General features: G+C 43.5%; 12 protein-coding genes. 1 reads left to right on the forward strand and 11 read right to left on the reverse strand.

Annotated features, from left to right (window positions below):
- Both ACG95_RS06825 and spxB read right to left on the reverse strand, forming a co-directional pair.
- Positions 1-369 carry a GntR family transcriptional regulator gene (locus tag ACG95_RS06825; RefSeq protein WP_047999811.1) on the reverse strand — a complete coding sequence of 123 codons (369 nt, stop codon included), beginning with the start codon at positions 367-369 and terminating at the stop codon, positions 1-3.
- Between the two features lie 268 nt (positions 370-637).
- The gene (spxB, locus tag ACG95_RS06830) at positions 638-2,398 is read right to left on the reverse strand and encodes a pyruvate oxidase (protein ID WP_047999812.1); all 1,761 of its coding nucleotides are present in this window, start codon (positions 2,396-2,398) and stop codon (positions 638-640) included.
- Positions 2,399-2,728: 330 nt separating this feature from the next.
- Here spxB and ACG95_RS06835 point away from each other — a divergent pair, with 330 nt between their 5' ends.
- Positions 2,729-2,917: a TMEM175 family protein gene (locus ACG95_RS06835; protein WP_047999813.1), complete on the forward strand. Its 189-nt coding sequence runs from the start codon at positions 2,729-2,731 to the stop codon at positions 2,915-2,917.
- A gap of 504 nt (positions 2,918-3,421) precedes the next feature.
- Here the strand turns inward: ACG95_RS06835 and ACG95_RS06840 are convergent.
- The 9 genes from ACG95_RS06840 to ybeY all read right to left on the reverse strand — a co-directional run bounded on the left by ACG95_RS06840 (position 3,422) and on the right by ybeY (position 13,445).
- On the reverse strand, positions 3,422-3,952 hold the full coding sequence (locus tag ACG95_RS06840) for an AAA family ATPase (protein WP_047999814.1): 531 nt from the start codon (positions 3,950-3,952) through the stop codon (positions 3,422-3,424).
- A gap of 85 nt (positions 3,953-4,037) precedes the next feature.
- The gene (gene rpoD / locus ACG95_RS06845; RefSeq protein WP_047999815.1) at positions 4,038-5,144 is read right to left on the reverse strand and encodes an RNA polymerase sigma factor RpoD; all 1,107 of its coding nucleotides are present in this window, start codon (positions 5,142-5,144) and stop codon (positions 4,038-4,040) included.
- Positions 5,145-5,218: 74 nt separating this feature from the next.
- A complete protein-coding gene (gene dnaG, locus ACG95_RS06850; protein ID WP_047999816.1) occupies positions 5,219-7,114 on the reverse strand; it encodes a DNA primase in 1,896 nt (631 codons plus the stop codon).
- Positions 7,115-7,523: 409 nt separating this feature from the next.
- Positions 7,524-9,608 carry a glycine--tRNA ligase subunit beta gene (glyS, locus tag ACG95_RS06855; RefSeq protein ID WP_047999817.1) on the reverse strand — a complete coding sequence of 695 codons (2,085 nt, stop codon included), beginning with the start codon at positions 9,606-9,608 and terminating at the stop codon, positions 7,524-7,526.
- Positions 9,608-10,507 carry a glycine--tRNA ligase subunit alpha gene (glyQ, locus tag ACG95_RS06860; RefSeq protein ID WP_047999818.1) on the reverse strand — a complete coding sequence of 300 codons (900 nt, stop codon included), beginning with the start codon at positions 10,505-10,507 and terminating at the stop codon, positions 9,608-9,610. Before glyQ ends, glyS begins: the two co-directional genes overlap by 1 nt.
- Before the next feature lie 322 nt (positions 10,508-10,829).
- On the reverse strand, positions 10,830-11,603 hold the full coding sequence (gene recO, locus ACG95_RS06865; RefSeq protein WP_152668307.1) for a DNA repair protein RecO: 774 nt from the start codon (positions 11,601-11,603) through the stop codon (positions 10,830-10,832).
- Between the two features lie 29 nt (positions 11,604-11,632).
- Positions 11,633-12,541, reverse strand: coding sequence for a GTPase Era (gene era, locus ACG95_RS06870; RefSeq protein ID WP_047999820.1), 909 nt, complete (start codon positions 12,539-12,541; stop codon positions 11,633-11,635).
- 27 nt (positions 12,542-12,568) lie between these two features.
- Complete coding sequence (locus ACG95_RS06875; RefSeq protein ID WP_047999821.1) at positions 12,569-12,982, reverse strand: diacylglycerol kinase family protein; 414 nt, start codon at positions 12,980-12,982, stop codon at positions 12,569-12,571.
- Positions 12,966-13,445, reverse strand: coding sequence for an rRNA maturation RNase YbeY (ybeY, locus tag ACG95_RS06880; protein WP_047999822.1), 480 nt, complete (start codon positions 13,443-13,445; stop codon positions 12,966-12,968). Before ybeY ends, ACG95_RS06875 begins: the two co-directional genes overlap by 17 nt.
- Positions 13,446-13,454 lie beyond the last annotated feature (9 nt).

A 13,454-nucleotide genomic window follows, 5' to 3' on the forward strand; every position in this document is an offset into this window, starting at 1 on the left:
TTATTTTCCCCCGTTGTGATAAGCTGCTGTAACCCACTCCTGTAATTGCTGTTCGGTCACGCCTAAAAACTGTGCCTCCGTTAATAAATTTTGCAAACGTTCATGAACAGTATCGATTTCCCCCTGATTAACTGTCGTAGTCGTTGATTCACTCACAAAAGTCCCCTTGCCTTTCACGGTATAAACTGCTCGCTGACTCTCCAAAAGCTGATACGTCTTACTAACCGTATTCGGATTCAAATGTAACTCGGCAGCCATTGCACGAATCGACGGTAATTTATCCCCCGGCTGTAAACTCCCCTGTACGATCTGCTGTTTAATCTGCATCACCAGTTGTTCATAGTACGGTGCGCCATTCGTTGCAAACATGATTTGATCACCTCGAGTTTTGTGTCCTGTGTGTATTACTACAACTAGTACACTATCATACGACTTTTAACTTAACAACCCTTATTTTTTATACTGACTAATGATTACTAGCCATCATCCGCAAAGGCTACTGACTTAGCGTTACCAGTCTTCACACTAATTATTTTCTAAAAAGGCAGGCCCTTTCCCAGCCTTTCAAAAAAATGGACGGTCACCATCCCAAACGAGATGATGACCGTCCATTCATCAATCAGACGCAATTTTTTAATTACTTCTGAACACCGTATTTTTCAAAGTAGTCAGCTAACGGCTTCAGTTCAGCCGCATCGTACTTAGTCTTAAATTGCTCAACCGCTGCTGCCGACGTCTTAGCTGGATCAACGTCCAACTTTTCAACTGGCAAGCCCCGGAAGTCTTTGATCTTAATGTCTAATAATACTGGTTGTCCAGCCTTGGTCACAGCCAGCCCAGCTTCAAACGCATCGTATAGTTGATCAAAGCTAGTCACCTGAATGCCTTTCATGCCCATTGCTTCCGCAATCTTAGCGTAATCCGCATCCAGAAGGTCCAACCCAAAGATCTTCTGAGGAACGTCCTCCTGCTCAGACTTAATAAAGCTTAAAACTTGATTGGACGTCACAATGTTGAAGATTGGCAACTGATACTTCACTTCAGTCAACAGATCCTGAATGACCATTGAGATCGCACCGTCACCCGCGATATTAAAAACTTGGCGCGCTGGTGCATCTAACTTGGCTGCAATCGCACCTGGAATCCCACAACCCATCGTTGCAAAGAGTGCAGAAGTTAATAATTTTTGCTTAGGGTTCATCTTCAAGTACCGGAAACTATTAATGGTATTATCACCAACATCCATTGAAAAGATGGCGTCATCTGTGGCGACGCGATTAATTTCTTTATAGACAGCTTCACCCGTAATCGGATTAGTCTGTTTATTTTGCATCTTCGTCAAGTAAGCCTGCCAATTCTGCATATCATCTTTTGCGGCCTGATAATAAGGTGATTTATTGACGGGAGTCGCTAATGCCAAGGCCTGATTAATAAAGTCCTTCGCATCGCCGTTAATCCCGTAGTCTAAGTGATGGTGCCGACCAAATTTGACCGGATCAGACTCAATCTGAACGTATTTAAATGGATGACTCGTATACACAGCCTGCGCAAAGGAGAAGTCCGCACCGATTGAAACCACTAAATCAGTAACTGCCATCAGTTCATCGGCGGCTTTCGACGCAGCCCGGTAAGCCGTTCCCATATTGCCAGCAAAGTCATCTGGGATAACGCCCTTGGCTAAGCCCGTAATAATAATGGGTACTTGCAACTTATCAGCCAGCTCCATCATGGCTTTCGAAGCACCGCGGATTCCTTGACCAATGTGGAAAACAGGATATTTAGCTTCTTTGATGAGGTCCAGTACGGTTTGTACCTGCGACTGCTCAATAGCTGGTGCTACCGGTTGACTTACTGACACACTCGCAGAATCATATGGGCCCGCATCAATCTGTTGATAACCGAAATCATTAGGAATCGTCACGACTGCCACACCACGTTCCTTATACGCATTCCGAATTGCTTTGTCGACCACGTATGGCAGACTTGCAGGCGTCATAACGGTACGGTTGTAGACCGCAACATCCGCAAACATTGGTTCCTCTGGGAATTCTTGGAAGAAGTCATAGTTCATATTTTCATGACCAACCTGACCCACTAATGCTAAAACGGGAACATGATCTTCCTTGGCATCATAAAGGCCGTTCAACAAGTTAATCGCACCAGGGCCAGCTGATCCAAAGGCGACCCCAATCTTATGGCTCACTTTTGCATCCGCCGACGCGGCTAGCGCGCCAACTTGCTCATGACGAACTTGAATGAACTTGATCCGTTGCTGTTCCGTATCCAATGCGTGCATCGTCGAATTGATAGAACCACCGGCATAGCCATAGATATGATCAACGCCCCACGATTCAATCACACGTAACATTGCGACCGCTGCTTCAATTTTTTCAGTCATTTAAAATCCCTACCTTTCTACCTACGCATGCTAACATGCGCTAAATAGAAACGTTACTTAAAGTGTCTAAAATCAGGGCTTTCACTAATTTTTTTGTGTGAGCAATCGAAGTAAATTTAACAATCCAATTAGCCCTCATCATTAAAATAATGATATCAAAATTCATGGATACCAAGCTACCTGATCAATTAGTTAGCTTGGCATTCATGGCATAAACATTTAATTTCTACCGATAACCGTGCTACAGTACAATTGATTGGTTCCTCTTTGTAAGCTAATTTTAGCCCCGCTCACAAACTAGAATTAATGACTTAAAAAGTGGGTGACAACATGTTTCACAATTCACGTGAACGTTCCATGAACTTCAGTGACGGCGTTTTTGCCGTTATTTTAACTGTCCTAGTCTTGGAAATTAAACCACCAACGGGAGATTTAAGTCTCTATTCCACTAGTTGGCGCACCTTTGGTTACTTAATTCTCATCTATATTGCAAGTTTCTCGCTTGTCTCTACTTACTAGTTCTTCCATCAAAAATTATTTAGTAGTGTTCGTAAAATCACTGGTACTCATCTGCTCTTAAATTTCTACTTCTTATTCTTTATTTCATTAATGCCGTTATTGACTCAATTAATCGCTGAAAATCCGCTGTCGCGGCTGGATAACTTAGTCTATGCATTGGTCTACCTGATCTTTAATATTTACCTATGGTGGTTATTCAAAGAAACTTACGCTACCTTAGTTAAGGATTCTAAATGGACTGCAGCCAATTTGCGTACAGCCATTAAGGAGATTCGAATTATTAGAGGAACCATCGTCGTCGCAGTAATTGCTTGTATAGGCGCTCTAATCTGGGGACCTCTCAGTCCCATTATTTTAGCAACTAGCCCCTTAGTTCGTGACTGGTACAAATGGCTCAGAGTAAAATTAACTACCTCTAAATAAGCAAAACCTAGTATCCTTTAACAGTCCCAGCAGCTGAGAAAAAAGCAGTCAAGCTTGCAGTATCAATCGAGCCTATCCGCTTCAGGACATCCTCACAATTCTGTGTAACAACTGCCGTTTTTCACTTTGACTGTGCACAACAACTAATTGCTGGTCTGATCGCATCTGACGTAATAATGGCACGACTGATTGACTAACTCGTTGCGGATACTGCCAAATAAGCTTTAAGAAAATCCAATAGTCCCAATTAAAGTGTTCTCTAAACATCGGCGGCATATCCGGACGTGTCTCTGGGTGAATTCTGAAACGTAACGAACGTCTAATCACCCTAATACTTGCTAGTAGCCGCGATGTCTGACACCAAATAACCAGGTCAGCCTCTCTTAGCCGAGGCGCCAATGTTCGACTATAATTACCATCAATAATCCAATCAGACTGTGCGTTCATAAATTGACGCTGTGCTTGCAATAACTTCAACTCAGCCGCATGACTATAGTCCATCGCATGCCAAAGCCGATCCAATGCTAACAATGGCCAACCCGTTTGAGCTGCCAATTGACGCGCCAACGTTGATTTTCCCGTTCCAGCATTCCCAATAATAATGACCTTCATGATAGCCTCCTATCAACGTACAACTTTACACGATGCAAAAAACGCCCGTAACCAACTAGGCTGGTTAACGGGCGTTTTCAAATTACTATTCCAAGAAATCTTTTAATTGTTTGCTACGTGAAGGGTGGCGTAACTTCCGCAATGCCTTAGCTTCAATCTGACGAATCCGTTCACGCGTAACACCAAAGACCTTACCAACTTCTTCAAGGGTCCGTGTCCGACCATCATCCAAACCAAAACGTAAACGTAAGACGTTTTCTTCACGATCAGTCAACGTATCAAGTACGCCTTCCAATTGTTCCTTCAAAAGCTCGTAAGCCGCTGCGTCAGCTGGTGACGTTGCGTCTTGATCTTCAATGAAGTCACCTAAGTGTGAATCGTCCTCTTCACCAATTGGGGTTTCCAATGAAACGGGTTCTTGCGCGATCTTCAAGATCTCACGAACCTTTTCCGTTGGCATGTCCATTTCAGCCCCAATTTCTTCAGGAGTTGGTTCGCGGCCAAGATCTTGAAGTAATTGCCGTTGAATACGAATCAATTTGTTGATCGTTTCAACCATATGGACAGGAATCCGAATCGTCCGTGCTTGGTCAGCAATGGCACGCGTAATTGCCTGGCGGATCCACCAAGTTGCGTAAGTTGAGAATTTGAACCCTTTACGGTAATCAAACTTTTCAACGGCCTTCATCAGACCCATGTTACCTTCTTGGATCAAATCAAGGAATTGCATCCCCCGACCAACGTAACGTTTAGCAATGGAAACAACTAACCGCAAGTTAGCTTCTGCTAATTCTTGCTTAGCCGTATCGTCGCCCTGTTCAATCCGCAATGCCAAAGCAACTTCTTCATCAGCCGTTAATAAGTCAACCCGACCAATTTCCTTCAAGTACATCCGGACGGGATCATTGATCTTAATCCCAGTAGATGAACCGGCATCGCTCAATTCTTTCTTAGAAACGGTCTTAACACTCTTGACTGCCCGGGCATCTGGATCACCCTTCTCGTCAACAACGCTAATCCCAGCGTCTTCAACTTTTTGCAATAACTTATCAATACCCTTAGCATCTAATTTGTAAGGTGCAGCAAGTTTATCTGATAATTCATCATATTTAATGTTACCAGTTTTCTTATATTCTTTAATTAATGCTTTAACAGCCTTGTCGTACTCAGCCGTTTCTTTTGATTTTGCCATGTAGTAGTCCTCCTAATAGTATGCATCTACCAGCGCCCAGAGTTCAGACCATTTCTAGTATAACATTATAATCATCAATTCCCAGCCTGTTGAACCTGTTGCTGTTGTCGGTATAGCTCAATTAATGCCAACGTTAACTGCTGGACCAAATCGTGATTACCGATTTGTTTCGCTGCCGTTAACTCGGCTTTCTTACCCTGAATTTGTTCTACTAATGGCTGCTGATTCATGATGACGTTCACCAGATCAGCAATCTCTTCTTTAGAAGACTCACTCGCCACATCCATAAATTCCAAACTAGTAACTACGTGTTGCAGACTTGAATCAGTCATAAAGTCCGTGAAACTGCCTAGTTCAAATTGATTATGCGTCTTAAAGTAAGCTTCCGCAAAGACTAAGACTTGCTGATACGGATCATGCACAAAATGAAATCCAGCAATTGCCATCACTCGTAACCACACATCATGATCATTTAACAGTCGGTATAGTAATAACCGTTCAGCTTTTTCAACTCGACTAAGTGGCCCATTATTATTCGTGGGCCCTTCACCCTGAGCCATTGGCGGTTCATCCGGCATTGGCTCAGGTGGTGGCACCATTGATGAAGTTGACTGCGATTGTGATGGCCCACGATGACTACGTTGCACCGCTTGCTGGCCAATCAGTGACCGCAACTGTTGTTTGAGATCATCCTTATCCAAATTAAATTCGGATACCAGTTGATTCAGATACAAGTCCTGTTCAACACTCGATGATAACTTAGACAACTGTTGTAGGACGGCCTCTAAATAAGTCAGCTGATCCTGCGTATTCTGCAAGTTCAAATCATGTTTTAAATACTGCATCTCAAAGGCAGTCGGTGTTTGCTTACCATCTTCAAAGACCTGGACAAACTTTTCCTTATCGGTTGCCCGCAGATACTCATCAGGGTCCATCCCATCAGGCATCTGAATGACCCCAAGATTGAGACGGCTATTACCATCAAGTAGCTTAAGGGCACGATCAGTCGCTTTTTGCCCCGGCATATCACTGTCATAACAGACGTACAGCGTATCCGTGATCCGCTCAAGCATATAAATCTGCTCGTCGGTCAGACTAGTCCCCATCGAGGCAACCCCATTTTGGATACCAGCGCGGTAAGCCGCAATGACATCCATAAATCCTTCAAACAAGATTACAGATTTATCTTGACGAACCGCACCACGCGCCAAATCAAAGTTGAATAAAACAGATCGTTTATTGAATAACTTCGTCTCCGGGCTATTCAGATACTTCGGTTCATCTGGTGACTTGGTTAAAATTCGCCCAGAAAAAGCAATCACCCGACCACTGGCATCCTTGATTGGAAAAAGGACCCGGTCAACGAAGCGATCACGCAAATCCCCCGCCTGATTCTCAATAAACAACCCCGATTGCCGTAATAATTGGTAATCAGTCTGATGTTCCTTGAAAAAATCCAGCAATAACTGGTTGGCAGGCGCGTAACCGATACCGAACGTTTCAATCGTTTCATCATCTAAACCACGGTCGTGTAAATATTTAAGTGCTGGTTCACCCAACTCAGTATTAACTAGAATGTGTTGATACATCTTAGCACTATCTGCGTATAACTTTAGTAAATCAGCTTGTTGTTGATCCTTAGGGGCTGCCGGTTGGGTCTGAGCCGTGTAGGTCGCCGGCAAGTCAATGTGACCAAAATCAGCAACCTTAACGATAGCTTCTGGGAAAGAAAGGTTTTCCAGTTCCATGACGAAACTGAAGACATTCCCACCCCGACCGCAACTAAAACAGTGAAAAATCTGCTTCTGTTCATTAACAGAAAATGACGGCGTCCGCTCCTCGTGAAAGGGGCACAGGCCGAATAAGTTTTTACCAGCCTTTTTCAACTGAACGTATTGTCCAACGAAATCCGCAATATTAACCGCCGAACGAACTTCTTCGACTTTCTCTTCAGGAATTCGATTGGCCACTTTGCCACCCCATTTCTACTAACTAAAGTCTGACAAATTAACCAAAATGATTGCAACAATCAAAAGCCGCACCACAAAAACTGGATGCGACTATTAACGTGCAAACTTCTACAAAATATATGATATCACAAATTTGACAGCAGTGCAATAATAAGTTTCACTTATTAGACATTTCTGTCAAATTCGTCATTATTTCAACAATCAAAAATTGGGACCTGTGACAAAATCGACGCTTCAGAATCAATTTCAATCCTGAAACGCCGATTTTTTTACAACTAATTGGTGTCAAAACGTGCGCCACCAGGCAGTTTGTTCCGCTTAGCACGAAAGCAGCAACCATTCCCAAAACCGGAATAATTGCTGCTTCCACGTTAATGCTCACAAACTAACCGCCTGGTGGCCCACTCTCTTATTTAACGATTAATTGATTCAAGTCACCCATGACGTTCACCATCTGAGCAATTGTCAATAATTGCTTCAAGTGATTATCACGAACCTGATCGTCTTTACTCATAACCATCGTTTGTTCAAAGTAATCAACAATCAAAGGTCGTAAGTCAGCTAAAGCCTTGAAGCGATCTTCCATACTCATCGTTGGTGTGATCTGCTTCTGTAACTCGTTAACTGCATCATATAGCTTTTGTTCTGCATCATTTTCGAACAAGCTAGGATCGACTACTAAGTCACCCGCTGCTAAATCAGCTTTCGCAGTAATCCGCAATAAACGGGTAAAGGCTTCGATCGTGTCCTTGAAATGAGGATCATCCTGATGCGCATTAAGCACGTCAGCAGCTCTGAACATTTCACGAATGTCTTGACGACTCCCCTTGATAACCGTATCAACGATATCATAACGTAACTTACGGTTGTTGAACCATTGCTTAACTCGATCGGTTAAGAAGGCTGCAACTGGTGTGGCTTGCTTAGCCAAGTCAAGATCATAAGTTGCACCGTGCGCTGACAATTCTTTTTGAATTTCCATTTCGATTTCATGAATTGGGAAATCCCAGCTCTGATCACGAACAATCCGGACAATCCCGAAAGCTTGACGACGTAATGCAAACGGATCATTAGACCCACTAGGTGTTAAGCCAACCGCGAAGAAACTCGTAATTGAGTCGATCTTATCGGCAACGGCTAAGACAGCACCAACCTTTGATTTTGGTAAATCGCCGTCAGCACTGATTGGTAAGTAGTGTTCACGAATAGCTTGACCCACAATTGGATCTTCACCCTTCAAGACCGCGTACTTTTCACCCATTACCCCTTGTAATTCAGGGAATTCACCAACCATACCTGAAACTAAGTCAAATTTGTAAATCTGCGAAGCGCGGTGTAATTGGTTCTTTTCAGTTTCGCTAAGACCAAAACGATCAGCCAAGAAACCACTGATATACATGACACGTTGCATCTTTTCATACATCGTCCCGATCTTATCGTGGAAACTAACTTTTTTAAGTCGTTCAACGTATTCCTGAATTGAATGCTGTTGATCTTCATGGTAGAAGAAGGCGGCATCTTCCAAACGGGCAGTTAACACTTTTTGGTTACCTAAGGCCACGTTCTCTAAGTGTTCAGCATTCCCATTACGAACAGAAACGAAGTGTGGCAACAAGTTGTCTTCATCATCAGTTACGTAGAAGAAACGTTGGTGATCACGCATTGACGTAATCAACACTTCGTCAGGAATCGTCAGGTACTTCGTATCAAAGTCACCAGCAAATGCGGTTGGATATTCAACTAAGTTCGTGACTTCTTCCAACAAGCCTTCATTAACTTTAATTTCCCAGTCATGTTCAGTTGCTAAAGCCGCAATCTGTTCACGAATGATGTCTTTACGCTTAGTCGCGTCTGCAATCACTTTGACAGCATCTAAGTCAGCTTCGTAATCCGTTGCGTTAGCAATTTCAACGTCATGACCCAAGAAACGGTGACCACGAGAAACTCGGCCAGCCGTAACGTCTAAGATTTCAACTGGTACAATCTGTTCATCTAATAATGAAACGATCCAACGAATTGGCCGAATATACTTAAAGCTATAAGTAGACCATTTCATCATCGTTGGGAAGTTCATCTTAGTGATGACGTCCTTGATACCATCCGTCAAGACTTCAGCAGCCGTCTTACCAGCCGTAAAGGTCTGTACGAAGACGTAAGGTGTTCCCTTGATTTCTTTAAAGACGATATCATCAGTTGAAGCGCCCTGACCCTTAGAAAAGCCAATCGCAGCCTTCGTCCAGTTACCATCCGCATCCTGAGCAATCTGCTTAGCGGGACCACGAACTTCCTTCTTAACGTCTGCTTGCTTGTCAGCTAAGCCCAATACTTCAACGGTCAAACGTCGAGGCGTTGAGAAAGTCTTGACGTCTTCAAAGTCCAAACGAGCATCCTTCAAGAACTTGATCATGCGTTCTTTAAGTTGCAGCACACTTTGTGTAACGACGTGTGCTGGCATTTCTTCCAAACCGATTTCTAATAAATAAGTTTTAGCCATTATTTGGATTCCTCCTGTGCGTGTTTTAATAATGGGAAGCCACGTTTTTCACGTTGCGCAACAAATTCCTTGGCAATCGACTTCGCCATGTTACGGATGCGGTCCAAGTAACCGGCCCGTTCCGTAACGGAAACCATCCCGCGAGCATCCATCAAGTTAAAGGTATGGCTACATTTCAAACAATAGTCGTATGCAGGGTGAACTAAGCCATTCTCGATCTGTTGCTTAGCTTCCTTTTCGTATTCATCAAATAACATCAATAGTAAGTCTTCGTTGCTATCTTCAAAGGCATACTTTGAGTTTTCAAATTCTGGTTCTGAGAAAATATCGCCATACTTAACACCGTCGCCCCATTCGAGGTCGAATACGGAGTTAACGTCTTGAATATATGATGATAAGCGTTCCAAACCGTACGTGATTTCAGACGTCACGGGGTCAACTTCTAGGCCACCAACTTGTTGGAAGTAAGTAAATTGACTGATTTCCATCCCATCAAGCCAAACTTCCCAACCAACACCGGCACAACCCATTGATGGGTTTTCCCAGTTATCTTCAACGAAACGAATATCGTGTTCTAGTGGGTTGATGCCTAATTTTTCCAAACTTTGTAAATACAAGTCCTGGATGTTTTCAGGTGAGGGTTTCATAACCACTTGGAATTGATGATGTTGGTATAACCGGTTAGGGTTTTCACCATAACGACCATCAGCTGGGCGCCGTGAAGGTTCCACGTAGGCAGCGTTCCATGGTTCTGGTCCGATTGCGCGTAAGAAGGTATAAGGACTCATCGTCCCAGCCCCTTTTTCTGTATCATAAGACTGCATTAACATACAACCTTGATCTGACCAAAACTTCTGTAAGGTCAAAATAATCTCTTGTACTGATAATTTTTTACTCATTAGTTTCCTCCCAAAATTAGTTGACTGAACGACTGATACATCAGTTGAATACGACGTTAATCGGATTTTACGGCACAAAAAAGTCCCCTGTCGCTATTCTAATAACGACATAGGGACGATTTAATATCGCGGTTCCACCCTACTTCTGAGTAACCTCAGCAGCTTAATTACTTGATCTATCAGCTCCGAAAGCGCCAGTTAACGTTGTGGATTAGTCGTTTTTCACCATCACGACCTCACTAAGAATCCTCATCGTTGACTTTCTCTCATCAACACTTAACTATTCAGTTCTCCATCATCATAGTCGATGAAGTGGTGTTTGTCAATCAGTCTGACGGGGTTTTAGTGGTTGATACCAACTCCCCATCTGATCAATAAAGCGTTTCGACTTCAGATGAATCCCAACCGAGCTCTGATAAATTTCATCTAAAATCCGCCGTAACTCAGCCGCCGTATTCGGTTTAACCTTAATCGAATGGACCTTAGACAGATCAAGCGCCGAAAACTGGCGCAGGTAATAGATAGCGGCCGCACTAGCATGTAACCGGTGCGGATCCACGTGCCAATGCTGCTGACACAACAAACCACCGTTACTTTCAGAATAATCAAACGGCAAATCGGTTCGGCCACACACCGTACACCAGCGTAGTTCCGGTGCCACCCCAAACGGGCCTAGTAGCTGAATCTCGATCACATTGGCTACCAGAGCTGGTGCCACGTCTTGATCAATCAATTGCAACGCACTCGTCAGTTGTTGGTACCAGCGACCCACGGGCTGATTATCTGGAAAAGCCACGTCAATCAAACTCATCACGTAGGTTGCATAGGCGTTCAACGCGATGTCTTGACTGATATTTTCGAAATACTGAACTTCTTTCACACTATTAACGTAGGATAATCCTTCATCACGCAGATCACCAACGTACGTGCCCATGGTGAATGGCAACAATTCCGCCGCCATTTTAAAGCCCCGTCGCCGCGCTCCCCGGATAAAAAACATCTTTTTTCCGTATTCGGCGGTTAGAAACTTAATTAGCATGTCACGTTCACGGTAATCACGGCGCGACAGTAGAATCCCGTTAAAGTTAGCGACCATTTGTTGGGCCATGTGATCACCTAACGTTTCTAATAATCGTCTGACCGGTAGCCATAGCTAGCCAGTAAGTCTTGACGATCTTTCCAATTCTCTTGGACTTTGACCCAGAGTTCCAGATAGACCTTGTCACCTAGTAAAAGTTCAATATCACGGCGAGCCATTGAACCGATCTTCTTGAGCATACTACCACCCTTACCGATGATAATGCCCTTTTGTGATGAACGTTCAATGATAATCGTTGCTTGGACGTGAATCTTTTCTTCATCTTGACGCTTAATTGAATCAATAACCACTGCAGTTGAATGTGGAACTTCCTGACGGGTTAGATCGAGAACCTTTTCACGAATCAATTCCGAAATGATGAATCGTTCTGGGTGATCAGTAATCTGATCAGATGGGTAGTATTGAGGACCTTCTGGCAATTGTGTCTTTAGGGTCGTCAACAACTCGTCCACGTTATTACCTTCGAGGGCAGAAATTGGATAAACTTCTTTCCAAGGTAAAGCGTCCTTATATTGATCCATAATTTCTAGTAAGTGATCTGGATGAACTTGGTCAATCTTATTGATCACCAAGTAAATCGGTTGTTTAACATTTTTTAGACGGTCAATAATAAAGTTATCACCGGCACCACGGCGTTCGTCTGCATTGATCATGAACAACACGGCGTCAACTTCACCTAACGTTGAAAGTGCTGATTTGACCATGAAGTCACCTAAGCGACTGTGTGGCTTGTGGATCCCAGGAGTATCAATAAAGACCATCTGGGTATCATCAGTGGTGTAAATCCCTTGAATTCGGTTACGTGTCGTTTGGGCTTTGTCAGACATAATTGCCACTTTTTGACCAACAACTCGATTTAGTAACGTTGATTTACCAACATTGGGACGACCAATAATCGCCACAAACCCGGAATGAAATGCCTTTTGTTCTACCATAATTAATTCCTTTCGCTGCGCTGCTGATTAGAACCAGTCTAACGCAAGTTCCCATATTTTAGGCGCAAATAATATCACACCAACTAACACCGCAAATGCCGCTGAAAAAACGACAGCACCGGCTGCAATATCTTTAATTTTTTTAGCTAACGGATTAAAATGTGGCCCCGTAACCATGTCACAGATGTTTTCCGCAATCGTATTATTAATTTCGCATAGCATGACCAAAAAAATGGCCAAAGCTAGCCACAGCCATTCATTAACACTCAAATGCACCCACCAGCCAGCAATCAGAGCTACTGCTCCTAATACTAGGTGGGTCCGCATATTACGTTCTTCAATCACAACTGTTTTAAGCCCATTCCAAGCGTGGCGCCATGACTGTAAAAATGAATGATTCTTGCCAACTTGCAAGCGATCTGGCCTATTTTTCGAGGCCATAAGCATCCAATATCTGTCGTTGCAATCCAAACATTTCAGTCTCATCTGCTGGCTGGAGATGATCATACCCATTCAAATGTAGAAAACCATGAACGATCAGGTAGCCCAATTCGCGGGCCTCTGAATGTTGTAAAAAGGCGGCTTGTTCCGCAACTTTATCGACTGAAATCATGATATCTCCCAAATTGAGTGGCATCTCAGCCGCCATTTCTGGGTCCATCACAATCAGGTCATCTTCATCATCGTCGTGCATCGCAAAACTAATGACATCGGTTGGGCGATCAACCCCCCGGTATTGTTCATTAATTTTTTGAATGGTGTCGTTATTCATCAGGGTTACTGAAACTTCAGTATCTTCCCGTAAATTTAACGTTTTTCCTGCCAGCTCAATTAGTTCACGCACTTGTTGCAATTGTTCCGGTTGTGCGCCGTCCTGGGTTTGATCAAATAACTCTAAATCCATAACTGCCTC

The sequence above is a fragment of the Lactiplantibacillus herbarum genome, assembly GCF_001039045.1.
Taxonomy (GTDB): domain Bacteria; phylum Bacillota; class Bacilli; order Lactobacillales; family Lactobacillaceae; genus Lactiplantibacillus; species Lactiplantibacillus herbarum.

What these genes read in the sequence shown, in the direction of transcription:
- ACG95_RS06825 (WP_047999811.1), bottom strand. Translation starts at nt 369, where the DNA reads ATGTTTGCAACGAATGGCGCACCGTACTATGAACAACTGGTGATGCAG.
- spxB (WP_047999812.1), bottom strand. Translation starts at nt 2,398, where the DNA reads ATGACTGAAAAAATTGAAGCAGCGGTCGCAATGTTACGTGTGATTGAA.
- ACG95_RS06835 (WP_047999813.1), top strand. Translation starts at nt 2,729, where the DNA reads ATGTTTCACAATTCACGTGAACGTTCCATGAACTTCAGTGACGGCGTT.
- ACG95_RS06840 (WP_047999814.1), bottom strand. Translation starts at nt 3,952, where the DNA reads ATGAAGGTCATTATTATTGGGAATGCTGGAACGGGAAAATCAACGTTG.
- rpoD (WP_047999815.1), bottom strand. Translation starts at nt 5,144, where the DNA reads ATGGCAAAATCAAAAGAAACGGCTGAGTACGACAAGGCTGTTAAAGCA.
- glyS (WP_047999817.1), bottom strand. Translation starts at nt 9,608, where the DNA reads ATGGCTAAAACTTATTTATTAGAAATCGGTTTGGAAGAAATGCCAGCA.
- glyQ (WP_047999818.1), bottom strand. Translation starts at nt 10,507, where the DNA reads ATGAGTAAAAAATTATCAGTACAAGAGATTATTTTGACCTTACAGAAG.
- recO (WP_152668307.1), bottom strand. Translation starts at nt 11,603, where the DNA reads ATGGTCGCTAACTTTAACGGGATTCTACTGTCGCGCCGTGATTACCGT.
- era (WP_047999820.1), bottom strand. Translation starts at nt 12,541, where the DNA reads ATGGTAGAACAAAAGGCATTTCATTCCGGGTTTGTGGCGATTATTGGT.
- ACG95_RS06875 (WP_047999821.1), bottom strand. Translation starts at nt 12,982, where the DNA reads ATGGCCTCGAAAAATAGGCCAGATCGCTTGCAAGTTGGCAAGAATCAT.
- ybeY (WP_047999822.1), bottom strand. Translation starts at nt 13,445, where the DNA reads ATGGATTTAGAGTTATTTGATCAAACCCAGGACGGCGCACAACCGGAA.